This is a genomic window from Pusillimonas minor, from assembly GCF_014237865.1.
Lineage (GTDB): Bacteria > Pseudomonadota > Gammaproteobacteria > Burkholderiales > Burkholderiaceae_B > Neopusillimonas > Neopusillimonas minor.
Map to the genome: position 1 here is coordinate 130,479 of NZ_JACJUU010000001.1, position 20,616 is coordinate 151,094.

Genomic DNA, 20,616 nt, shown 5'->3' on the forward strand with positions numbered 1-20,616 from the left:
TTAACCGTCGTCGCGAGCTTGGTCGAGCTTGGCCTTGAGCAAGGCGCCCAGGTTGGTTGTACCCGACGAGGCGCTGGCTTCGGACATACGCTGGAGCGTATCGGCGGTTTCGGCGTTGTCACGGGCCTTGATCGACAACTGGATCGAGCGCGCTTTGCGATCAATGTTGATGATCATGGCTTCGACGTTGTCACCAACATTCAGGGCAGTGGTAGCGTCTTCGACGCGGCCAGCCGAGATTTCGGAAGCACGCAGGTAGCCTTCGACGTCGAGGGACAGCGTAACGACTGCACCCTTGGCTTCAACCGACTTGACGGTACCAGGAACAACCGCGCCTTTGTCGTAGGTGGCAACGAAGTTGTTGAAGGGGTCGCCTTCAAGTTGCTTGATACCCAACGAGATACGCTCTTTGTCGGTATCGATACCCAGAACAACGGCTTCGATTTCGTCGCCCTTCTTGAAGTTGCGTACGGCTTCTTCGCCGGTTTCGGACCAGGACAGATCGGACAGGTGAACCAGGCCGTCGATACCGCCAGGCAGACCAACAAACACGCCGAAGTCGGTGATGGACTTGATGGCACCGCTGACCTTGTCGCCACGTTTGAAGTTCATGGAGAACTCTTCCCATGGGTTGGCGCGGCACTGCTTCATGCCCAGCGAAATACGGCGACGGTCTTCGTCGATTTCCAGAACCATAACTTCGACTTCTTCGCCCAGCGTAACCACTTTGCGAGGATCGACGTTTTTGTTGGTCCAGTCCATTTCGGAGACGTGCACCAGACCTTCGATGCCGGCTTCGACTTCGACGAATGCACCGTAGTCGGTCAGGTTGGTGACTTTACCGAACAGGCGGGTATTTTGCGGGTAGCGACGTGCCAGACCGATCCAGGGATCTTCGCCCAACTGTTTGACGCCCAGCGAAACACGGCTCTTTTCTTGATCGAACTTGAGCACTTTGGCTTCGACTTCCTGGCCGACGGTCAGGACTTCGGAGGGGTGACGGACACGGCGCCATGCCATGTCGGTGATGTGCAACAGACCATCGATGCCGCCCAGATCGACGAATGCGCCGTAGTCGGTGATGTTCTTGACAACACCCTTGACAATAGCACCTTCGCTGAGTGTTTCGAGCAGTTTTTGACGCTCTTCACCCATGCTGGCTTCGAGGACAGCGCGGCGCGACAGCACAACGTTGTTGCGCTTGCGATCGAGCTTGATGACCTTGAATTCCATGGTCTTGCCCTCGTAGGGCGTGGTGTCTTTGACCGGGCGCAGGTCGACCAAAGAACCGGGCAAGAAGGCACGGATACCGTTGGTCATGACTGTAAGACCGCCTTTGACCTTGCCTGTAATCGTACCGTTAACCAGCTCGCCGGACTCGAGCGCCTGCTCGAGGGAGAGCCATGCCGAAAGACGCTTGGCGCGATCGCGCGACAGGATTGTGTCGCCATACCCGTTTTCGAGGGAGTCAATGGCCACGGAGACGAAATCGCCTGCCTGGACTTCGAGCTCGCCCTGATCATTCAGGAACTCTTCAAGGGGGATCAGCGCTTCGGATTTAAGACCGGCGTTGACAACGACAAAGTTGTGGTCGATACGAACGACTTCTGCCGAAATAACTTCGCCAGACTTCATGTCTTGGCTTTTTACGCTTTCAGCAAACAGATCGGCAAAGCTTTCACCGCCAAGAGCGGCAGCAGGGGTTAGCGTTGAGGACATTAAATTAAATCCATAGGCCAAAATGGCCGGTAAATACACACCGGGGCAAACCATTTACCCCAGCGGAGTTGACAAAAAACACCCCCGGAACCTACCGGAAAACTACCCGGTATGCGTGCCGGAAGCACCTCTGTTCGACCAAAGGTCGAGTACTGCATTAACGGTTTCTTCAATACTTAATTGCGATGAGTCGAGGGTAACCGCATCGGGTGCGGCCGCAAGCGGCGCATTGGCCCTCGACTGGTCTCGGGCATCGCGTGCTTCAAGATCCCTTGTTAAGTCCGCTAGGTTAGCAGGAAACCCCTTTTCGATCAACTGCTTACACCGTCTTTGTGCCCTGGCGTGCACATCGGCCACCAAAAATACCTTTAACGGGGCATCGGGGAAGACCACAGTACCCATATCGCGACCATCGGCGACCAACCCCGGCAACTGACGAAAAGCACGCTGACGCCCTAAAAGCGCCTCGCGCACACGCCCCAAAGCAGCAATTTGCGAGGCAAAGAGCCCGACGTTCTCGGCGCGGATGGCCTCGGTGACGTCTTGACCGGCCATAAAAATACAACCGTCGACAAAGCGCACGTCGAGTCCGGCAGCAATTTTCGCAGCGCCTGACTCGTCGTCGGGCGCAACGCCCTGGTCAATACACGCCAAAGCCGTCAACCGATACAACGCGCCGCTGTCGAGCACTGCCCAGCCCAACGCATTGGCCACGCGCTGGGCGACAGTACCTTTACCCGACGCCGTCGGCCCGTCGATAGCAATGACCGGAACCGCACACACTTCACTCATTTCTGCACCAATTGACTGAACACTTTGAAGTAGTCTGGAAAGGTTTTGCTGACACAGTCCGGGTCTTGTATCGTGACCGGCACTGGACCAAACGACGCCAAGGAAAAACACATGGCCATACGGTGGTCGTCGTAGGTGGCAATACTGGCCGAATGCCACTGAGCCAACGATGCCGGCGGCGTAATACGCAGCCAGTCGGCGCCCGACTCGACACTGGCGCCAAGCTTTTCAAGCTCGGTGTGCATGGCATGTATGCGGTCGGTTTCTTTAACGCGCCAGCTGCCGATATTGCGCAAGGTACACGTGCCGTCAGCAAACAGCGCCAACGCAGCCGCCGTCATCGCCGCATCCGGGATCAGGTTGAAATCGAAATCGAAGGCGCGCAGTTTCTGGCCGCCGGCAACATTAATGCCTCGGGCCTCGATGAAATTGTCGTGGCGCACGATAGTCGCCCCCATGGCCTCGAGCGTATCGGCAAAAGCGACGTCGCCCTGGATGCTGTTGACACCCACGCCATGCACCCGAACCGGGCCAGCACCAATAGCGCCCATAGCCAGAAAATACGACGCCGAAGAGGCATCGCCTTCGACGTCGATGAGGCCAGGCGCAATATAGGCCGCGCCCGCCGGAATCGTGAACCGCTGCCAGCCATCGCGCTCAACGACAACGCCAAAACGCGCCATCAGATTCAGCGTAATCAGAATATAGGGCTTGGAAATGAGCTCGCCCTCGACTTCGATGACTAGCGGCTGACCTGCCCGGCTGGTATAAATAGGCGCCGCCAGCAGCAAGGCCGTCAGAAACTGGCTGGAGACATTGCCTTTGATTCGCACGGGCTGCGCCGCATTGATCTTGGCGCTGGAAATGGCCAGCGGCGGGTAGCCCGGGTTCCCCAGATAGTCGATGGCGGCGCCCAGCTGCCGCAGCGCCTCGACCAGGTCGCCAATGGGGCGTTCGTGCATACGGGCCACACCCGACAGGCGATACTGCCCGCCCATCAGGGCCAGCGCCGCCGTTAAGGGACGAAAAGCCGTACCTGCATTGCCCAGAAAAATATCAATGTCGTCACGCTCGAAGGGTATGCCGCCGGTAATCTCAACTTCTGTCGTGGCCACCCTGTCGAGCGACACGCCCAGCTTCATCAGGCCGGCCAGCATGACCCGGGTGTCATCCGAGTCGAGCACACCGCGAATAAGTGTCGTGCCGCGCGCCAGGGCGGCAAGCAGCAATACACGGTTCGAAATACTTTTGGACCCCGGCAAAACCACATCGCCAGAGGCGTGGTTAACCGGAGACAACAACAAATCGGGACTGGCCGTCATGACAAACCGCTCCTGCTACCCCAAAAACGACGCGCCAAAGCAGCACGCTCGAGCAAATCAAAAAGTTTCACGCCATCGCCTGCTGCCAGCGCCTCTTCGGCCTGGGCCAGGACATCGCGCACTTGAGCGACCTCGGCCAACACCGCTTGCCGGTTCGCAAGGAAAATATCGCGCCACATTTCAGGCGAACCCGCTGCAATACGGGTGAAATCGCGGAAACCGGTGCCTGCCAGGTTCAGCCGCAAATCGGCATCGTCGGCAGCAGCCACCTGTGCCATAAATACCGACGCCAGAAAATGCGGCACATGACTGACCGAGGCCAGCACGGTGTCATGCTCGGCCGCCCCCATGCTTAAAACACGCGCACCGCAATGCTCCCAAAGCTGGGTCAGCCACTGACGATCTTGCGGCGTGTTTTCGGGTAGCGGTGTAAGAATGACATTTCGCCCCCGATACAATTGCGCATCGGCCGCCTCCGGGCCTGTGCGCTCGGCGCCGGCGATAGGGTGACCCGGAATAAACTGCGAGACGCGATCGCCCAGTGCCTGATAGGCCGCCTGAACCACATCGGCCTTGGTACTGCCTGCATCGGTAATAATGGCCTGCGGCCTTAACGTGGGTAACAACCCCGCCAACAAGGCTGGAAACGCGCCCACCGGCGCCGCCAAAAAAACAAGATCGGCCTGCGCTGCAGCCTGTGCCAACGTGGCGACCTCGTCAATGAGCCCCAGGCGTTTGGCCAAAGCCAGCGGGCCGGGACTACGCCCTACCCCCAACACTTTGTCGACCACGCCTGCCTGGCGTAAGGCCGCCGCAAAAGACCCCCCAATGAGGCCGACGCCAACAATCGCCAGCACACCCACCCTGGGCGTGCGCTGCACCTCTGGGTCAGTCATCAAGCTGCGCCCTTAAATATGTACCGGGTAGGAACCCAGCACCTTGAAGAACGCGGCTCGTTTCTTGAGCGCTGCCAACGTTGCCTGAACCGCCGGCTCGGTATGGTGGCCAAGCAGATCAAGATAAAAATAGTATTCCCATTGGCCTGTACGCGCCGGTCGAGATTCGAGGCGAGACATAGACACGCCATTCTCGGCAATAGGCCCCAGCATCTCGTAGACAGCACCGGCCCGATTGGGCACCGCAAGGATAAGACTGGTTTTGTCTTGACCCGAAGGAAGTGTATCTTGTGCGCCCACTGCCAGGAAGCGCGTGCGGTTTTGCGGGTCGTCTTGAATGCCGGCAGCCACTACCTTAAGCCCCCATGCCTCGGCTGCAACCGCACCGGCAATAGCGGCAACGGTAGGGTCTTCTGAGGCAAGGCGTGCCGCCTCGGCGTTACTGGAGGCCGCGTCGCGCGACAAGGCGGGATAATGCTGCGTCAGCCAGCCCTGACACTGGGCTAGCGCCTGCGGATGCGCCATGACGCGCGTCACGCCATCGAGCGTACCCGAACGCGTCATGATGCAATGGTGGATACTCAGCGAGCGCTCGCCCAACAACTTGAGCGGCGAGTTCAGCAAAAGATCGAGCGTGCGGTTGACTGCACCTTCGGTAGAGTTCTCGACTGGCACCATGCCCACATTGGCCTGCCCTGCCTCGACAGCACGGAAAACTTCGTCGAACGAGGCACAGGGCAATTTGGTAATGGCATGGCCAAACTGTTCCAGCGCTGCCTGTTCTGAAAACGAACCCTGAGGACCCAGATAAGCCACCGTCAGGGGGCTTTCGAGCCCCCGGCAGACAGAAATGATCTCTCGCCAGACCGATTCAATGCCAGCCTCGGTAAAGGGGCCGGCATTAAGCTGTTGCAAGTGGCGAATAAGGCTGGCCTCGCGCTCGGGCTTGAGTACAGGGCCGTCGGTATCAAACGCCGCCTTGACCTGCCCCACCGCCTGAGCGGTTTGAGCCCGCCGGTTCAACAAGTCCAAAATGTCTTGATCGATACGGTCAATGTCTTCGCGCAAAGGCTGAAGCTGGCTTTGCAAAGTGTTATCCATGACGGCGTTCGAATTCCTTCATAAATGTAATCAGGGCCTGGACGCCTTCGAAAGGCATCGCGTTATAGATAGAAGCCCGCATGCCGCCCACGCTTTTATGCCCTTTTAACTGCAATAACCCGGCAGCATCGGCCTGCGCCAAAAACTCGGCGTTAAGCGACTCGTCGACCAAAAAGAACGGTACGTTCATGCGCGACCGGACGTCGGGGTGGACGCGGTTTTGATAAAAGCCGGAGCCATCAATGTATTGGTACAGCGCCTGCGCTTTGCGAATGTTTTCTTGTTCGATAGCCTCAACGCCACCCTGAGCCAACAGCCACTTAAACACCAGCCCCGCCATATAAATGGCATAGGTGGGCGGCGTGTTGTACATGGAGTCGTTCTTTTCGACGTTGGCATAATCGAATGCCGAAGGACACGTCGGCAGCGCATGACCGATCAGGTCGCGACGAATAATAAGTAGCGTAACGCCGGCCGGCCCTGCGTTTTTCTGGGCGCCGGCGTACACGACGGCAGCCTTGGAAAAATCGATGGGACGGGACAATATGTGCGACGAGGCATCGACAACCAGCGGCACCCCGGGTGCACCTACTGCGGCCAGGTCGGGCCATTGCGTGAACTCGACACCGCCAATGGTTTCGTTGCTGCAAAAATGTACATACGCCGTGTCGGGCCTGACTTGCCACTGGCCAGCGTCAGGAAACCAGGTATACGGCGCCTGGTGACGTCCGTCGATGACGGCTTCGCTCGCGCTGGTGGCCACGACAGCCGCATCACCGTACTTGCGAGCTTCTTTGGCAGATTTCTCGGACCAGGCACCCGACACGATGTAGTCGGCTTTGTTGGCGCCGTTACGGCCGATAAGGTTCAAGGGCAATATGGCGTTTTCACCGGTCGCGCCGCCCTGCAAAAACAAAACGGCGTAGTCGTCGGGCACACCCAGCAAGGTGCGCAGATCGGCCTCGGCCTGGTCGCGAATATGCATGAACTGCTTGCCGCGGTGGCTCATTTCCATGACCGACATGCCACTGCCTTGCCAATCGGTCATTTCGGCAGCCGCTTGCTGCAGCACCTGAAGCGGCATTACCGAGGGCCCGGCCGAAAAGTTCCAGGGGCGTGTCATGCCTGCTCACCACCGTCGTTACCGGAAGGGTCTTCGCCGTTGCCGGTATCGTCGCCCTGCTGCCCTTCATTGGCCGACAAGTTGGCCGCATCGTCGGCCCCTTGGCCGTCAATGTCGCCTTCGTCAAGGCCAGCATCGTCGTCGGCATCGCTCTCGACAACGCGGCGAACACCAGACAGGTAGCTGTCTTCGTCGATATTGATGAGCGTTACGCCCTGTGTGGCACGACCCATTTCCCGGATTTCGGCGACCCGGGTACGCACCAGAACGCCCGCAGAGGTAATGAGCATGATTTCGTCGGCGGGGTTGACCAGCACGGCACCGACGACCTTGCCGTTTCGGGCACTGGTCTGGATGGCGATCATGCCTTTGGTACCCCGACCGTGGCGGGTGTATTCGACAATCGACGTACGCTTGCCGTAGCCGTTTTCGGTGGCCGTCAGCACGCTTTGCGATTCGTCGCCGGCGACCAGCAGCGAAATAACCGATTGCCCATCTTCGAGCATCATGCCGCGCACGCCACGGGCCGTGCGGCCCATGGGGCGAACGTCGTTTTCGTCGAAACGAACGGCTTTGCCGGCATCGGAGAACAGCATGATGTCGTGCTTGCCATCGGTAAGGTCGGCGCCGATGAGAAAGTCGCCTTCGTCGAGGGCAACCGCAATAATGCCGGCCTTGCGCGGGTTGGAGAAGTCTGACAGCGGTGTCTTCTTGACGGTACCGCGCGACGTTGCCATGAACACGTAGTGATCTTCGCTGAACTCTTTAACCGCGAGCACCACCGTGATTTTTTCGCCGTCAACCAACGGGAACATGTTGACAATGGGGCGGCCACGCGAATTGCGCGACCCTTGCGGGACTTCCCAGACCTTGAGCCAGTAAACACGGCCATGGTCGGAGAAACACAACAGGTAATCGTGCGTGTTGGCAATGAAGAGCTGGTCGACCCAGTCGTTTTCTTTCATGGCCGTTGCCTGCTTGCCGCGCCCGCCACGCTTTTGCGAGCGGTATTCGGACAAGGGCTGGCTCTTGATGTAGCCCGTCTGGGACAACGTCACGACCATGTCCATGGGCGTGATCAGGTCTTCGGTGTCGAGCTCGGTTGCATTGTGTTCGATTTCGGACAGACGGGTGTCTTTTGCGCCAATGCCGAATTCGTTACGGATGGCGATCAGTTCGTCGGAAATGATGCTGGTGATACGTTCGGGGCGCGCCAGAATGTCGAGCAGATCGGCGATGGTGTCCATCACGTCTTTGTACTCGTTGACGATCTTGTCTTGTTCAAGCCCGGTCAGGCGTTGCAGACGCATGTTCAAAATTTCTTGCGCCTGCGTTTCGCTTAAACGATACATGCCGTCGTCTTGAAGGCCAAAGACTTCAGACAGGCCATCGGGACGATAGGCGGCGCGGCCGCCGGGTGTGTCGCCCTGGTCGGCACGGGCAAGCATTTCGCGTACTAAAGAGGAATCCCACGAGCGGGACATGAGCTCTTGGCGCGCCACGGGCGGTGTAGGCGCGGCCTTGATAATGGCGATGAAATCGTCGATGTTTGCCAGGGCAACGGCCAGGCCCTCGAGGACGTGACCGCGTTCGCGCGCTTTGCGCAGCTGAAACACAGTTCGTCGTGTGACCACTTCGCGGCGGTGGAACAGGAAGTACTCGACCAGCTGCTTCAGGTTCAGCAAACGGGGCTGGCCATCGACCAGCGCCACAAAGTTCATGCCAAAGGTGTCTTGCAGTTGCGTATGCTTGTACAAGTTATTAAGCACGACCTCGGGCACTTCGCCGCGTTTAAGCTCGATAACCAGACGCATGCCGTCTTTGTCGGACTCGTCGCGAATATCGGAAATGCCTTCGATTTTCTTTTCGTTGACCAGCTCGGCAATACGCTCTTGGAGCGTTTTTTTATTGACCTGGTAAGGAATGGCGTCGACGATGATGGCTTGCCGGTTGCCACGCTCGAGGTCTTCGAAGTGGGTTTTGGCACGCATGACCACGCGACCGCGCCCGGTGCGGTAGCCTTCGCGCACACCCGACAGCCCGTAAATAATGCCGCCGGTGGGGAAGTCGGGCGCCGGGATGATCTCGATGAGTTCATCGACCGTGCACTCGGGGTTGCGCAAACAGTACAGGCAGCCCTCGACCACTTCCGACAAATTATGCGGCGGGATATTGGTAGCCATGCCCACGGCAATACCCGAACTGCCGTTGACCAGCAGGTTGGGCAGGCGCGACGGCAACAGCAGGGGCTCTTGTTCGGAGCCGTCGTAGTTGGGCCCGAAGTCGACCGTTTCCTGGTCGATGTCGGCCAGCAATTCGTGTGCAATTTTCGACAGGCGGATTTCGGTATAACGCATAGCCGCCGCGCTGTCGCCATCGACCGAGCCAAAGTTACCCTGCCCGTCGACCAGCGTGTAACGCAGCGAAAAATCTTGCGCCATACGAACAATAGTGTCGTACACCGCCGAATCACCGTGCGGGTGATACTTACCGATAACGTCACCCACAATACGTGCCGACTTCTTGTAGGCACGATTCCAGTCGTTATTCAGTTCGTGCATGGCAAACAGCACACGCCGATGCACGGGTTTCAGACCATCGCGGACATCGGGCAGCGCCCGGCCCACAATAACGCTCATGGCGTAGTCAAGATAACTGCGGCGCATCTCCTCTTCCAGCGATATGGGAAGAGTCTCCTTGGCGAAGGAATCCATAGGGTTCTATATTCTTGAAAGGTATGATCGTGAAGTGGCCGACTACGGGCGAATAGGAAATTCTAGCACTTCCACCTTAGCCCTGAAGACGTTGCCCAAAACCAACAATATTGCAAAACTTACGGTAGAATTACTCATATCTGGACACCGCATGCGAATCAGGCGTCACGAAGCTCACAAAAATACCGTAAGATTCGGCCTAACACGCATGATTTCCAGAGCAATTCTTTGTTTGAAACCATTGCATTGCTATACTGGTTACGTTTTTCAATAATGCGGCGGAGGTTCGCTGCGGTCACTTACCAGCATTAAGCTCAACGAGGAGAAACATGAATAAACCCTCTAAATTCGCATTAGCCCTTGCTATTGCCGCCTTTTCGGCTTCCGGTGCAGCATCTGCGCAAACTGTAGACAACTGGCAAACACCTTACGGCGGCGCCGTAATGAACGGCACGAACGAACTGTGCTGGCGCAACAACTTCTGGACACCTGCTACAGGCCTGCCCGGCTGTGACGGTGTACCTGTTGCTCAGCAAACGCCTGTTGTTGCTCCTACCGCTTCCAAAGTTGTCCTGAACGCTGACACGTTCTTCGACTTCGACAAGGCAACACTCAAGCCCGCCGGCCGCCAGGTCCTCGACCAGGTTGCTGCTCAGGCTCAGTCGCTGAACCTCGAAACCGTTATTGCTGTTGGCCACACTGACTCCATCGGTACTGAACAGTACAACATGGGTCTGTCGCAGCGTCGCGCCAACACTGTTAAAAACTACCTGGTCAGCAAAGGCATCGATGCCAACCGCATCTACGCCGAAGGCAAGGGCGAGTCCCAGCCTGTTGCCAGCAACAAAACTCGTGAAGGCCGCGCACAAAACCGTCGCGTAGAGATCGAGATCGTAGGCGTTCGCAAGTAATTCTTGCAGCAATAAACGCTACAATAAGGGGTGCCTTCGGGCACCCTTTTTTTATTCGGGAAACGTCCATGCAACAGAACACGTCTTCTTCTACCACCCAAAACGTCAGCCAGGCCGAAATCGACAAATTCAGCGCACTGGCCTCGCGATGGTGGGACCCCGAAAGCGAATTCAAGCCACTGCACGCCATCAACCCACTGCGTTTGGGTTGGGTACAAGACATTGCTGGTTCGCTGAACGGCAAGAAAATAGTCGATGTTGGCTGCGGCGGCGGCATCTTGGCCGAAAGCATGGCGGTGGCCGGCGCGCAGGTTACCGGTATCGACCTGGCCGAAAAATCGTTAACGGTAGCCCGGCTGCACAGCCTCGAATCGGGCGTAAAAGTTGACTACCAGTCTGTTAGCGCCGAAGACTTCGCCGCACAGCATGCCGGCCAGTTCGATGTGGTCACCTGCATGGAAATGCTCGAACACGTGCCCGACCCGGCGTCTATCGTGCAGGCCTGCAGCCAAATGGTCAAACCCGGGGGCTGGGTGTTTTTCTCAACGCTCAACCGCAACACAAAATCGTTCTTGTTTGCCATTGTCGGCGCCGAGTACGTGCTGCGTTTGCTTCCCAAGGGCACGCACAGCTACGAAAAATTCATCAAGCCCAGCGAACTATCGCGGGCGGTGCGTCAGTCGGGCCTTACCGTTATGCAAATGGCGGGCATGGAATACAACCCCATCACCGACCTGTACTCGTTGTCCAACGATACCTCCGTCAATTACCTGATGGCCACGCAAAAAAAGGTACTGTAAGGCATGAGCAAGCTGGTTTTATTTGATTTTGACGGCACCCTGGCCGATACAGCCCCCGATCTGGCGGCGGCAGCCAACCGCCAGCGCGAACGTCAGGGGCTCCCCCCCCTGCCCTACGACGTTCTGCGGCCCATGGCGTCGGCCGGTGCACGCGGCTTGCTTAAAGTCAGCCTCGATATCGACCCGGATCACCCCGACTACGAGTCGCATCGGCAACAGTTCTTGTCAGACTACGAGCAGCACATGACGGTGCTGACCCGATTGTTTCCGGGTGTACCCGAATTACTTCAGTCCCTGAAGATGCAAGGCTACCGCTGGGGCATCGTCACCAATAAGGTGGAATACCTGGCGTTGCCTATCGTCAGGCACCTTGAACTTCATACCGAATGTGCAGTCACTATTGGCGGCGACACTGCCGGGCACGCCAAGCCGCACCCGGCGCCGTTGCTGCTGGCCGCCGAGCGTGCGGGGTTTGCCCCGCAGCAGTGTGTATACATTGGTGACGACGAACGCGATATTGTGGCGGGCAAGGCCGCGGGTATGCCCACCATTGCAGCCGCGTACGGGTATTGCAACCCGGCACAGGTCGCCAACTGGCAGGCCGATGCCGTTGCGCATCAGGTTACCGACTTGCTGGGGCATATCAACCGGTTGCTGTAACGGGGGCTGATTTGATGAACTGTATCCGGCTCTGCCCTCAACTAAATTGCCAGTGCCGTCAATAAAGCGGTGTAAGGGCTAGCGCGTTGTATTGGGTTGGCCTTTTTGCATAAATAGCCTCGTTTCGGCGGAACTTTCTGCCAGCCCTTCCCTCTAACCCTGTGTAGTACGTTACAATCTACGTTCTGGGGTCGACTTGGCTTCGACGTGGGTCGCGAAACAGAGTAGGGCATGCCGAGCACCAGTAAGCTCGTTAATCCACTGGAAAACTACAAACGCCAACGACGAGCGTTTCGCTTTAGCCGCTTAAGCGGTAAGCCGCTGCACTGATTTGTCTTTGGGTCAGGTAGGGTAAAACCTACAGCAGCGTCATTTACAAAGAATCGGTTTTGGCTGGGTCACTCAGTCAACGCTTAAATTAATGTGAATCGCCAAGGGATGGCCTGTTAACCGGCATGGCCCGAGGTTAAAACCTTAAAGTTGGTTGACTAAGCATGTAGAACTGCCTGCAGAGGGCTTGCGGACGGGGGTTCAATTCCCCCCGACTCCACCAATATTCAAACCCCAACCTCTCTCGGTTGGGGTTTTTTCTTATGTGCTCCCGCCAGACCCCGCGAACATGCGCGTAACGCTGAGTAGGTTTGCGGACTTCGACAGTCAGGCCTGCTGCCAACCTCTGGCCACCTGGCGCTCTCTCCGGGCCATTCCTCTCTCCTTTCTGTCCGGCTCAAAACTGCCCGAAGTCCGCAGGCGACACGCCAGCAACCTATGTAAATCAACAGCTTGCGCGTTGATTGATCAAACGGTTGTTTGTCGGCATTGGTAAGCAAAGGCTATATCAATCATCCTTGGCCAGTATCGGCACTTGCGGTTTGTCAGAAACTCGACTATATTTTCATACATGAAAACGACCCGCAAGACTGCCGAGCTGATTCGCCAGCGCATCGAGGAGATGCCGGTCGGGGAGCCTTTTACCCCGACGGTACTTCTGGAGTGCGGTACCCGTGCGTCCGTTGATCAGAACCTGTCTCGCCTAGTAAAAGCAGGGGTGATCGAACGTGTGACGCGCGGTGTCTTCGTGCGCCCCGAGGTCAGTCGTTTTGTCGGCAAGGTGATGCCCGAACCACTGAAGGTGGCCGAGACCGTTGCTAGAACAACTGGCGCGGTCGTTCAGGTTCACGGCGCTGAAGCCGCCCGTCGGCTTGAACTGACCACACAAGTTCCAACGCAGTCAGTCTTCGTGACCTCTGGTCCGTCGAAGCGAATCCGCGTGGGTAATATGGAGATTCGTCTGCAGCACGTTTGCCAACGCAAGCTAGCCCTGGCTGGCCGGCCGGCAGGCCTTGCCCTTTCAGCCATGTGGTACCTCGGCAAAACGGAAGTGACACCTGCCCTTATCGAAAAGATTCGGCGCAAGCTGGGCTCGAGCGAATTCGAGGTTCTGAAGTCGGCGACTTCCTCAATGCCGGCGTGGATGAGCGATGCCATTTTCCGAAACGAACGGATGGCAGCTCATGCCTGAACCCTTCCTGCACCTCGACGCTCAAGAGCAGTCCCAGATCTATCGGGCGCTCGCACCGCAACTTGCGCGCTCGCCAGTCGTGCTGGAAAAGGATGTGTGGGTCTGCTGGGTGCTGCAGGCCCTGTTCACCATGCCCGGTCGGCTGCCCATGGCATTCAAAGGCGGCACCTCCCTGTCCAAGGTATTCGGCGCCATTGCCCGTTTTTCCGAGGATGTCGATATCACGCTCGACTATCGGGGTCTTGACGGCTCTTTCGACCCATTTGCTGAGGGTGTGTCAAAGACGAGGCTGAAGAAATTCAGCGAGGACCTCAAGTCTTTCGTGCGCGACCATGCCTTCAATGTTGTGACGCCGCACATCCAGAAGATTCTCGCCGCTGAGTTTGATAGCAACGCCGCTGCGTTCCGGCTCGAACTCAGCGAGAACGGCGAGCAGATGCGCCTGCATTACCCCAGTGTGCTGGAAACGCCGGGGGACTATGTGGGCAACAGCGTCTTGATCGAGTTTGGTGGCCGCAACATCACCGAGCCGAATGTCGAACACATCGTCGAACCGGATATCACGCCGCACGTAACCAGCCTGGCATTTCCGCGCTCAACAGTGAGCGTCTTGTCCCCGGCCCGCACATTCTGGGAAAAAGCGACGTTGATGCACGTCGAATGTCAGCGCAACGAGTTCCGCGCCAGTGCCGAGCGCCTGTCACGCCACTGGTATGACTTGGCCATGTTGGTCGAACATGATCATGGCCAGGTCGCCATAGAGGATCGCGCCCTGCTGGCAGACGTGGTGAAACACAAGAAGGTCTTCTACAACGCGAGCTACGCCAACTACGATGCCTGCTTGACCGGTCAGCTTAGGCTTATCCCGGAAGATGCTGTGCTTGCCGCCCTGCGTGATGACTTTCAGCGCATGATTAGCGCCGGCATGTTCATCGGTGAGCCGCCAACTTTTGATGCCATCGTCGATCGTCTTCGCGCCTTGGAAGCAGCCATTAATGAGCGCTGATTTGATCAATCCCACAGGTGTCGATGTCGGCGGTTTGCAGGTCGACGACCCTGCTATTCAAGGTTTTCTGGCCTTGTTGGAGACTAATATTCAGACAGGATGGCGGCCACGATGTCCGGTGCCAGCGTCGTGAGGTTGACCATCCGGCTCACGTACGCCCGATCCATACCCTCACGCTCGGCAACCTCCGTCAGGTTTTCTGCTTCCCCGGACTCCAGCATCGCCAACCAGCGGTGGCCACGCGCCAGCGCCATTTGAATGGGCGTCGGTTTGTCGTTGATGGGCCTGGGCTTCAAGGTATTGCCGTCGGGAAGTCTCACCACCTTGCGACCGCCACGCCGCTTGATCTGGATCGGCACGGACAGGGTCAGCCGACCATCGCTGGTGCTGACCACATCCTGCTGGCCAGTCTTTTCGATGCGCACCTCGTTCATGCTGTCACCTCCGCTGCTTCCTTGGCCGGCTCAGGCCGCAACTCGAGCACCAGCCGCTCGATGCCGTTCGGTCGCAGACGGACCTCGAGATCGGTCGGCGAGACGATCACCTTCTCGATCAACAATTTGAAGATCCGGGTTTGCTCAGCGGGGAACAGTTGATCCCAGATGTTATCGATGCGCGTCATGGCGACCGTCACCTTGGCCTCGTCCAGTGACGGGTCCAGCTTCGCTGCGCGCGGCAGCCGACATCCAATACCTCAATTTGTAGTGGAGCGTTTTTAAGCGGGCACTATATAAATCAACGACTTACGCTTTTAACTGTCGAACTCGGGTTGCCAGGCACGACTCCTCGTAGGCCTCGATGTCCATCTGCCGGTAGAGCACCCGGCCGCAGAGCTTCAGGAACTTGGGCCCGAGTCCCTCGCTGCGCCAGCGTTCCAGGGTAGCCTCGCTGATGCTCCAGCGGGCAGCCAGTTGTTTTTGATTGAGGTGAACGACTTCCATCTTGGTCTCCTTCCGAATGAGTTGGCAGGAGTCCATGAAGGCGCTGTTCGGCCGACGAGCCAAGCGGTATCGCTGCGCCGATCTATTCACCGCATTTTCTGCGGAGATTGGCCGGCCCATTCGCCGCAACACGGTTTGCAAATTCCCGATCGGGATTATTCTGTTGTCTGTCTCGTTGGATTGAGCAAACATTCCCGAACGGGAATTTTCAATGAGCAGGCGGCACCGATGATTCAGATCGACAGCATTCACACTCTCGGACGATCTCTGCGTGCGGCACGCAGGCAACTCGGCCTGACGCAGGCCCAACTGTCTTTGGCAGCCGATGTCGGCCTGCGTTTCATCGTCGAGCTGGAGGCCGGCAAACCAACTCTCCGGCTCGAACACGTGCTGCGCGTCATCAACACGCTGGGTGGCGAACTCAGCCTTGGCGGACTGCCCTCGGCCCCGAGTGATCCCGTTGCCTCAAGGCCATTGTCGGTCGCTGACCAACCGGCCAGCCACTTTGAACGGCATCAGGCCTTGGACGAACTGGTTGCCCAGGCCCAAGCGCTCAAGATGGGGTACGAGTAGACACACGCGGCGCCAATCACTGGGTTGCTGCCGCCCTGGCCAATGATTCCTGCATCCGCTGCGATTCTTTCCGCGCCTCAGCCAGGAGCTGATCCCAGTCATCAGGCGGATGCCCGCTTTCGAGCATCTTGCGGAATACCCGGTAGGCGTCGTCGCTGCTCTCGTAGGCGCGTTTGGTGTCTTCGTCGTTCACCCAGGCGTAGACGATCACCTTGCTTTGGGCGTGGTAGCGGAAGAATAGTCGGTATTGCTGGAAGAACTTCGCCCGAAACCAGTGCTTGTGATCGTCACCGAGCGTCCCACCTTGGCGGTACTCCGGTCGCGTCGGATCTTGCGGAATGACATCGAACGCCAGTTTGGTGATCGCGGCCAGCCGTTTGCTGGCGTTCTTTTTTACGTACCCGGCCGGGTCCTTCTGCTTCAGGGTCTCGACCTGCCGCGCCAGTGCTTCGATCTGCGCCAGGAACAGTGGATGGGCGAAGACAGTCCAGCCATGAATGACCAAGGGCTCAGGCTTCCCTGCGCTCATTCATCGTCTTCCGACAGGGCGGCATCGAGATCGACATCGACGCCGCCGACCAGCGCCTGGAGGCGTTGGACGAGACCGGCATCCACAGCTTGCAGCCGCTCGGGATGGCGAGTGATGTCGGCGGCCAGGAAGCCGAGGAACTGACTAAGCACCGGGTCATCACCTTCGGATGCTTCGACGCGCGTCAGCACCACCTCTCCGCTGGGGCGAATGGTGTAATGGATCTTGTCGCGCTTGCCCAGCTTGAGGGCACGACGCACGGTTTCTGGCACCGTGGTCTGGTAGCGATCGGTGAGTGTGGATTCGACTTCGAGGGTCGCGACCATGGCGGTCTCCTGCGGATCTGGGTTGATGCTTGAATGGTAATGCAGTCGCATTGTCTTGTCAATGCAGTTGCATTGCCTCCAAGGACACCCGGCTCGAATGGGTGTAAATGGGTATGCATTTGGTCGGGGCGTCGGACGCGGGTTCGATTCCCAAACAGGGAATTGAACTGGCGCCGGAAAGCAGACGAGGTTGAGCGGCCTTTCCGGGCACCAATCAGAGCGAAAAGCCTGTTTGATCGTCCACGGCAGAGATGCGTACAGGCAGGCTTTTCGATCGAGTTCGCACGGGTTCGCAGCAGCCCGCAGCGCTTCGATTCCGTACTTTCAATAGTCGTTTGGTGCGGGGTACCACCCCACCACCAATATTTAAACCCCAACCTCTCTCGGTTGGGGTTTTTTCTTATGTGCTCCCGCCAGACCCCGCGAACACGCGCGGAACGCTGAGTAGGTTTGCGGACTTCGACAGTCCGGCTGCCTGCTTACCCCTGGCCACATGGTGCTCTCTCCGGGCCATTCCTCTCTCCTTTCTGCCCGGTTCAAAATTGCCCGAAGTCCGCAGCCGTCAGGCCTGCGACCTATGTAAATCAATGCCTTGCGCGTTGATTGATCAAGCGGTTGTTTTTTGGAATTGGTAGGATGAGCACTTATGAATCCATCAGGAGAGGTCATGGGAATCATCGATCAAACGACCTACACGCTCACTTGCCCCAAATGTGGTGCCAGTGAATCTCAGAAAGTCCTCGACAAAGGCTCCAACTGGAGCGGTTCATGGTGGCAAAGCGGTGCGAGCTTCACGCACTTCCAAACAACCTGGGATGGCGAAGGCGGGCCTGTTGAGCCCAAGCTGTCCATCGCGACTTGTAAGAGTTGCCAGTCCAAGGCCCAGGTTGCCATCAGCTGACGAGGAAATTTTGAAAGCTGCTTTGGCCCGGTAACCGTAACAATGCGGGTGGCGACTCAGGATTACTTGGTGTTCAAGATTGCCCGCTGCTCACTCCATAACAGCGGCGTCCCCGATGCCAGATCAAACAACGTCACTTCTGACGGCAGCGTTTCATCGAGAATGGCGGCCACGATGTCCGGCGCAAGCGTGGTGAGGTTAACCATCCGGCTCACGTAAGCCCGATCCATACCCTCGCGCTCGGCAACCTCCGTCAGGCTTTCTGCCTCCCCGGATTCCAGCATCGCCAACCAGCGGTGACCACGCGCCAGCGCCATTTGAATGGGCGTCGGTTTGTCGTTGATGGGCCTGGGCTTCAAGGTATTGCCGTCGGGAAGCCTCACCACCTTGCGACCACCGCGCCGCTTGACTAGGATCGGCACGGACAGGGTCAGCCGACCATCGCTGGTACTGACCACATCCGGCTGGCCAGTCTTTTCAATACGCACCTCATTCATGTTGTCACCTCCGCTGCTTCCTTGGCCGGCTCGGGCCGCAACTCGAGCACCAGCCGCTCGATGCCGTTCGGTCGCAGCCGGACCTCGAGATCGGTGGGCGAGACGATCACCTTCTCGATCAGCAATTTGAAGATCCGGGTTTGCTCAGCGGGGAACAGTTGATCCCAGATCGTATCGATGCGCGTCATGGCGACTGGCGCGCCTTTTGCGTTGGCGATGATCTGGTCGAGATTAGCTTCGAATTGACCGATGCCATTCTTGTTCTCCACCGGGCGTGGCATGCCCAGGGCATCGTGGCCCCCGGCGGCGTTGATCAATTCTTTACGCGTAGCCATGCTCAATTGCCTCGTCATGATGGGCTCCCGTCGGCCCATCCGACGGGTAACACATTACATGGGGCAACAGATCATCATGGGTAGCAAATATGATGAGTCAATGCGTGAGGCTCCGCCAACATCATTCATTCGCCTTGCCGGAAGACCAAAAAAGAACTATATTAAGTCTTGTTAAATTGGAGCACAGCCATGCGCTACTCATCACAAGTCAAGCCGATCAGCTATCTCAAAGCCAACGCAGCCGAGGTTCTGACGCAGCTCGCGGAGCAGCGTGAACCGATGGTCATCACCCAAAACGGCGAAGCGAAGGCCGTCCTGCAGGACGTCGCATCGTACGAAGAGACGCAAGAAACACTGGCCTTGCTGAAGATCCTCGCGTTGGGCAATCAGGATGTCGCCGCTGGAAAGGTCAAGCCTGTCGCTGACGTCGTTGCCCGCTTGCGGGGCAAGCGAGCCTCAGTCTGATGGCAGACCCATCTGCCAAGTTCGAGGTCCTGCTCACCGAAGGTGCCGAGCAAGACCTCGAGGCTATCCACGACTACATCGGCGAATTCGACTGCGTGACCAACGCCAACTATGTGTTGGATGAATTGATGTCCGTTGTAGAGCGTCTGTCGAAATTCCCGGAACGCGGCAGCTATCCGACGGAACTGGTCGGCCTTGGGATCAAAGAATACCGCCAGACATTCTTTAAACCCTACCGCGTGATCTACCGTGTCACAGGCAGCCAAGTTCTTATTTACCTGATTGCAGACGGACGCCGTGACATGCAATCCTTACTCGCTCGTCGCCTGTTAGGCGCGTGACCCGCGCCAATGCTCATCAGCGCTCTCGACAGCGATGTATCGAACGCTGACGCAGAGGATGGCGATGAAAATCGGCAGCACGTACAAGTTCAGCGAAGTTCAAGCACGACACTGGGCGCAGTTCGCCGCAGGCGCAGACTTTACCAAGGCTCAGGCCAAACGACGAATTCTGGAATTGGCAAAGTTACTACCAACGACGGCGCGCAAGCTCCAGTCTGACCCCAGACACAGTTTTGCTGACAATGCCTTGGTTGAGCAAATCAATACCTTGATTGAACAACGCTGCGCCCTGACGATTCGCAGGCTCACCGACTAACCCTGTGTGCCAAACGGCCTTTGATCGTTAATATAGAATCAAGCCGCGATTAGGCGGGTGCCCTCGTATCTCAACATTAAATTTTTAAAAAATACCCTTATGAAGACAAATACGCTAGAGCCTCTGTCCGAAGCTGAACTTGCCGAGCTCGACAAGCTGCTGCTGTACGACATTGACACCGATGATGCGATGACGCTGGATATGCTGGATGGTTTTTTGCACGCTATTGCCATCGGCCCCACGACTATTCATCCGGCCAAATGGCTACCCTTTGCACTGGGGTTGGGCGGCCCTATGCCACCAAAGGCGTCAATGGCAGAACTTAACCGTGTCATGGATTTAGTGATGCGGCACTACAACGGCATTATTAGCGGCCTGCAATCCCCACATCCTGAAATGACGCCCACTTGGGCTGCGCAAGAATATCGAGGGAAAATGTACGACACGGCGGAAGGCTGGGCTTATGGGTTTGTCGAGGGCATGAACATGTGTCAGGACGACTGGCAGCCCATGCTGGATACAGAAAAAGGCGCGGCCTGGTTTCGCCCTATTGGGCTGCTGGGCGCAGACGACTTTTCACCCGATCAGGACGATCTGACGAAAACCCCTGCGCAGCGGGCGAAAATCACGCAGCAGATCCCGCCTGCCGTACTCAACATGTACTTGTATTGGCTTCCCTATCGCGAGGCTATTTATGAGCGGGAAATAGCCAAGGCGTCAAAGCCCAAAGTTGGCCGAAACGAACCCTGCCCGTGCGGCAGTGGAAAAAAATTCAAAAAATGCTGCGGTGCAGGTGATGCCTTGCATTAAAGCCAGTAATGCCCTT

26 protein-coding genes and 1 other RNA gene are annotated in these 20,616 nt (G+C 57.5%); 13 read left to right on the forward strand and 14 right to left on the reverse strand.

Annotation, left to right across the window (positions count from 1 at the left end; all coding sequences use genetic code 11):
• From rpsA to gyrA, 7 genes are all read right to left on the reverse strand, one after another.
• Nucleotides 1-1,719 (reverse strand): 30S ribosomal protein S1, encoded by a 1,719-nt coding sequence (gene rpsA / locus GTU67_RS00665; RefSeq protein WP_185778273.1) that lies wholly within the window; start codon nt 1,717-1,719, stop codon nt 1-3.
• A 102-nt stretch (nt 1,720-1,821) separates the two neighbouring features.
• Nucleotides 1,822-2,511 carry a (d)CMP kinase gene (gene cmk / locus GTU67_RS00670; RefSeq protein ID WP_185778274.1) on the reverse strand — a complete coding sequence of 230 codons (690 nt, stop codon included), beginning with the start codon at nt 2,509-2,511 and terminating at the stop codon, nt 1,822-1,824.
• Nucleotides 2,508-3,833, reverse strand: a complete 1,326-nt coding sequence (gene aroA / locus GTU67_RS00675) for a 3-phosphoshikimate 1-carboxyvinyltransferase (RefSeq protein ID WP_185778275.1) — start codon at nt 3,831-3,833, stop codon at nt 2,508-2,510. The genes cmk and aroA overlap by 4 nt, the downstream gene beginning before the upstream one ends.
• Nucleotides 3,830-4,729, reverse strand: coding sequence for a prephenate dehydrogenase (locus GTU67_RS00680; protein ID WP_185778276.1), 900 nt, complete (start codon nt 4,727-4,729; stop codon nt 3,830-3,832). Before GTU67_RS00680 ends, aroA begins: the two co-directional genes overlap by 4 nt.
• Nucleotides 4,730-4,741: 12 nt before the next feature.
• Nucleotides 4,742-5,830: a prephenate dehydratase gene (gene pheA / locus GTU67_RS00685; RefSeq protein WP_185778277.1), complete on the reverse strand. Its 1,089-nt coding sequence runs from the start codon at nt 5,828-5,830 to the stop codon at nt 4,742-4,744.
• A complete protein-coding gene (serC, locus tag GTU67_RS00690; RefSeq protein WP_185778278.1) occupies nt 5,823-6,953 on the reverse strand; it encodes a 3-phosphoserine/phosphohydroxythreonine transaminase in 1,131 nt (376 codons plus the stop codon). The genes pheA and serC overlap by 8 nt, the downstream gene beginning before the upstream one ends.
• Nucleotides 6,950-9,667 carry a DNA gyrase subunit A gene (gene gyrA / locus GTU67_RS00695; RefSeq protein ID WP_185778279.1) on the reverse strand — a complete coding sequence of 906 codons (2,718 nt, stop codon included), beginning with the start codon at nt 9,665-9,667 and terminating at the stop codon, nt 6,950-6,952. Before gyrA ends, serC begins: the two co-directional genes overlap by 4 nt.
• 329 nt (nt 9,668-9,996) lie before the next feature.
• Between gyrA and ompA the strand changes: the two genes are divergently transcribed.
• From ompA to GTU67_RS00725, 6 genes are all read left to right on the forward strand, one after another.
• Nucleotides 9,997-10,578 carry an outer membrane protein OmpA gene (ompA, locus tag GTU67_RS00700; RefSeq protein ID WP_185778280.1) on the forward strand — a complete coding sequence of 194 codons (582 nt, stop codon included), beginning with the start codon at nt 9,997-9,999 and terminating at the stop codon, nt 10,576-10,578.
• A 68-nt stretch (nt 10,579-10,646) separates the two neighbouring features.
• Nucleotides 10,647-11,378, forward strand: a complete 732-nt coding sequence (gene ubiG / locus GTU67_RS00705) for a bifunctional 2-polyprenyl-6-hydroxyphenol methylase/3-demethylubiquinol 3-O-methyltransferase UbiG (RefSeq protein WP_185778281.1) — start codon at nt 10,647-10,649, stop codon at nt 11,376-11,378.
• Between the two features lie 3 nt (nt 11,379-11,381).
• Nucleotides 11,382-12,038 carry a phosphoglycolate phosphatase gene (gene gph, locus GTU67_RS00710; protein ID WP_185778282.1) on the forward strand — a complete coding sequence of 219 codons (657 nt, stop codon included), beginning with the start codon at nt 11,382-11,384 and terminating at the stop codon, nt 12,036-12,038.
• A gap of 187 nt (nt 12,039-12,225) precedes the next feature.
• Nucleotides 12,226-12,591, forward strand: a transfer-messenger RNA (tmRNA) gene (gene ssrA, locus GTU67_RS00715).
• Nucleotides 12,592-12,939: 348 nt separating this feature from the next.
• Nucleotides 12,940-13,560, forward strand: a complete 621-nt coding sequence (locus GTU67_RS00720; RefSeq protein WP_185778283.1) for a DUF6088 family protein — start codon at nt 12,940-12,942, stop codon at nt 13,558-13,560.
• A complete protein-coding gene (locus GTU67_RS00725; protein ID WP_185778284.1) occupies nt 13,553-14,566 on the forward strand; it encodes a nucleotidyl transferase AbiEii/AbiGii toxin family protein in 1,014 nt (337 codons plus the stop codon). Before GTU67_RS00720 ends, GTU67_RS00725 begins: the two co-directional genes overlap by 8 nt.
• A gap of 83 nt (nt 14,567-14,649) precedes the next feature.
• Here GTU67_RS00725 and GTU67_RS00730 read toward each other — a convergent pair whose 3' ends face one another.
• From GTU67_RS00730 to GTU67_RS00740, 3 genes are all read right to left on the reverse strand, one after another.
• Nucleotides 14,650-15,000: a LacI family transcriptional regulator gene (locus GTU67_RS00730; protein ID WP_221893214.1), complete on the reverse strand. Its 351-nt coding sequence runs from the start codon at nt 14,998-15,000 to the stop codon at nt 14,650-14,652.
• A complete protein-coding gene (locus GTU67_RS00735) occupies nt 14,997-15,188 on the reverse strand; it encodes a hypothetical protein (protein WP_185778285.1) in 192 nt (63 codons plus the stop codon). The genes GTU67_RS00730 and GTU67_RS00735 overlap by 4 nt, the downstream gene beginning before the upstream one ends.
• A 121-nt stretch (nt 15,189-15,309) precedes the next feature.
• Nucleotides 15,310-15,507: a helix-turn-helix transcriptional regulator gene (locus tag GTU67_RS00740; RefSeq protein WP_185778286.1), complete on the reverse strand. Its 198-nt coding sequence runs from the start codon at nt 15,505-15,507 to the stop codon at nt 15,310-15,312.
• 34 nt (nt 15,508-15,541) lie between these two features.
• Between GTU67_RS00740 and GTU67_RS00745 the strand changes: the two genes are divergently transcribed.
• A complete protein-coding gene (locus tag GTU67_RS00745; RefSeq protein ID WP_185778287.1) occupies nt 15,542-15,691 on the forward strand; it encodes a hypothetical protein in 150 nt (49 codons plus the stop codon).
• A 44-nt stretch (nt 15,692-15,735) separates the two neighbouring features.
• Nucleotides 15,736-16,080, forward strand: coding sequence for a type II toxin-antitoxin system Y4mF family antitoxin (locus GTU67_RS00750; protein ID WP_185778288.1), 345 nt, complete (start codon nt 15,736-15,738; stop codon nt 16,078-16,080).
• A 16-nt stretch (nt 16,081-16,096) separates the two neighbouring features.
• On the opposite strand, the gene GTU67_RS00755 is transcribed toward GTU67_RS00750, so the two are convergent.
• A complete protein-coding gene (locus GTU67_RS00755; RefSeq protein WP_185778289.1) occupies nt 16,097-16,609 on the reverse strand; it encodes a type II toxin-antitoxin system YhaV family toxin in 513 nt (170 codons plus the stop codon).
• The gene (locus tag GTU67_RS00760) at nt 16,606-16,935 is read right to left on the reverse strand and encodes a type II toxin-antitoxin system PrlF family antitoxin (RefSeq protein WP_185778290.1); all 330 of its coding nucleotides are present in this window, start codon (nt 16,933-16,935) and stop codon (nt 16,606-16,608) included. The genes GTU67_RS00755 and GTU67_RS00760 overlap by 4 nt, the downstream gene beginning before the upstream one ends.
• Before the next feature lie 667 nt (nt 16,936-17,602).
• Between GTU67_RS00760 and GTU67_RS00765 the strand changes: the two genes are divergently transcribed.
• Nucleotides 17,603-17,836 carry a hypothetical protein gene (locus GTU67_RS00765; protein WP_185778291.1) on the forward strand — a complete coding sequence of 78 codons (234 nt, stop codon included), beginning with the start codon at nt 17,603-17,605 and terminating at the stop codon, nt 17,834-17,836.
• 62 nt (nt 17,837-17,898) lie between these two features.
• Here the strand turns inward: GTU67_RS00765 and GTU67_RS00770 are convergent, their stop codons facing one another.
• Nucleotides 17,899-18,333, reverse strand: coding sequence for a hypothetical protein (locus GTU67_RS00770; RefSeq protein WP_185778292.1), 435 nt, complete (start codon nt 18,331-18,333; stop codon nt 17,899-17,901).
• Nucleotides 18,330-18,668 carry a hypothetical protein gene (locus GTU67_RS15240; RefSeq protein WP_249417472.1) on the reverse strand — a complete coding sequence of 113 codons (339 nt, stop codon included), beginning with the start codon at nt 18,666-18,668 and terminating at the stop codon, nt 18,330-18,332. Before GTU67_RS15240 ends, GTU67_RS00770 begins: the two co-directional genes overlap by 4 nt.
• A 189-nt stretch (nt 18,669-18,857) precedes the next feature.
• On the opposite strand from GTU67_RS15240, the gene GTU67_RS00780 reads away from it, so the two are divergent.
• The 4 genes from GTU67_RS00780 (at nt 18,858) to GTU67_RS00795 (ending at nt 20,600) form a co-directional block, all read left to right on the forward strand.
• A complete protein-coding gene (locus GTU67_RS00780) occupies nt 18,858-19,133 on the forward strand; it encodes a type II toxin-antitoxin system Phd/YefM family antitoxin (RefSeq protein WP_185778293.1) in 276 nt (91 codons plus the stop codon).
• Entirely contained in the window at nt 19,133-19,474 is a 342-nt protein-coding gene (locus tag GTU67_RS00785) for a type II toxin-antitoxin system RelE/ParE family toxin (RefSeq protein ID WP_185778294.1), read from the forward strand. The genes GTU67_RS00780 and GTU67_RS00785 overlap by 1 nt, the downstream gene beginning before the upstream one ends.
• Nucleotides 19,475-19,538: 64 nt before the next feature.
• Nucleotides 19,539-19,790, forward strand: a complete 252-nt coding sequence (locus GTU67_RS00790) for a HipA domain-containing protein (protein ID WP_185778295.1) — start codon at nt 19,539-19,541, stop codon at nt 19,788-19,790.
• Nucleotides 19,791-19,889: 99 nt separating this feature from the next.
• Nucleotides 19,890-20,600: a UPF0149 family protein gene (locus tag GTU67_RS00795; RefSeq protein WP_185778626.1), complete on the forward strand. Its 711-nt coding sequence runs from the start codon at nt 19,890-19,892 to the stop codon at nt 20,598-20,600.
• The last annotated feature ends 16 nt before the right edge of the window (nt 20,601-20,616 follow it).

Coding starts and splice junctions, on each gene's coding strand:
- GTU67_RS00790 (WP_185778295.1), top strand. CDS start 19,539: ATGAAAATCGGCAGCACGTACAAGTTCAGCGAAGTTCAAGCACGACAC.
- aroA (WP_185778275.1), bottom strand. CDS start 3,833: ATGACGGCCAGTCCCGATTTGTTGTTGTCTCCGGTTAACCACGCCTCT.
- gyrA (WP_185778279.1), bottom strand. CDS start 9,667: ATGGATTCCTTCGCCAAGGAGACTCTTCCCATATCGCTGGAAGAGGAG.
- GTU67_RS00750 (WP_185778288.1), top strand. CDS start 15,736: ATGATTCAGATCGACAGCATTCACACTCTCGGACGATCTCTGCGTGCG.
- GTU67_RS00720 (WP_185778283.1), top strand. CDS start 12,940: ATGAAAACGACCCGCAAGACTGCCGAGCTGATTCGCCAGCGCATCGAG.
- GTU67_RS00745 (WP_185778287.1), top strand. CDS start 15,542: ATGAAGGCGCTGTTCGGCCGACGAGCCAAGCGGTATCGCTGCGCCGAT.
- ompA (WP_185778280.1), top strand. CDS start 9,997: ATGAATAAACCCTCTAAATTCGCATTAGCCCTTGCTATTGCCGCCTTT.
- GTU67_RS00760 (WP_185778290.1), bottom strand. CDS start 16,935: ATGGTCGCGACCCTCGAAGTCGAATCCACACTCACCGATCGCTACCAG.
- GTU67_RS00680 (WP_185778276.1), bottom strand. CDS start 4,729: ATGACTGACCCAGAGGTGCAGCGCACGCCCAGGGTGGGTGTGCTGGCG.
- pheA (WP_185778277.1), bottom strand. CDS start 5,830: ATGGATAACACTTTGCAAAGCCAGCTTCAGCCTTTGCGCGAAGACATT.
- GTU67_RS00795 (WP_185778626.1), top strand. CDS start 19,890: ATGAAGACAAATACGCTAGAGCCTCTGTCCGAAGCTGAACTTGCCGAG.
- GTU67_RS00755 (WP_185778289.1), bottom strand. CDS start 16,609: ATGAGCGCAGGGAAGCCTGAGCCCTTGGTCATTCATGGCTGGACTGTC.
- GTU67_RS00735 (WP_185778285.1), bottom strand. CDS start 15,188: ATGACGCGCATCGATAACATCTGGGATCAACTGTTCCCCGCTGAGCAA.
- GTU67_RS00780 (WP_185778293.1), top strand. CDS start 18,858: ATGCGCTACTCATCACAAGTCAAGCCGATCAGCTATCTCAAAGCCAAC.
- GTU67_RS00725 (WP_185778284.1), top strand. CDS start 13,553: ATGCCTGAACCCTTCCTGCACCTCGACGCTCAAGAGCAGTCCCAGATC.
- GTU67_RS00785 (WP_185778294.1), top strand. CDS start 19,133: ATGGCAGACCCATCTGCCAAGTTCGAGGTCCTGCTCACCGAAGGTGCC.
- ubiG (WP_185778281.1), top strand. CDS start 10,647: ATGCAACAGAACACGTCTTCTTCTACCACCCAAAACGTCAGCCAGGCC.
- GTU67_RS00730 (WP_221893214.1), bottom strand. CDS start 15,000: ATGAACGAGGTGCGCATCGAAAAGACTGGCCAGCAGGATGTGGTCAGC.
- rpsA (WP_185778273.1), bottom strand. CDS start 1,719: ATGTCCTCAACGCTAACCCCTGCTGCCGCTCTTGGCGGTGAAAGCTTT.
- gph (WP_185778282.1), top strand. CDS start 11,382: ATGAGCAAGCTGGTTTTATTTGATTTTGACGGCACCCTGGCCGATACA.
- GTU67_RS15240 (WP_249417472.1), bottom strand. CDS start 18,668: ATGGCTACGCGTAAAGAATTGATCAACGCCGCCGGGGGCCACGATGCC.
- cmk (WP_185778274.1), bottom strand. CDS start 2,511: ATGAGTGAAGTGTGTGCGGTTCCGGTCATTGCTATCGACGGGCCGACG.
- GTU67_RS00765 (WP_185778291.1), top strand. CDS start 17,603: ATGGGAATCATCGATCAAACGACCTACACGCTCACTTGCCCCAAATGT.
- GTU67_RS00770 (WP_185778292.1), bottom strand. CDS start 18,333: ATGAATGAGGTGCGTATTGAAAAGACTGGCCAGCCGGATGTGGTCAGT.
- serC (WP_185778278.1), bottom strand. CDS start 6,953: ATGACACGCCCCTGGAACTTTTCGGCCGGGCCCTCGGTAATGCCGCTT.
- GTU67_RS00740 (WP_185778286.1), bottom strand. CDS start 15,507: ATGGAAGTCGTTCACCTCAATCAAAAACAACTGGCTGCCCGCTGGAGC.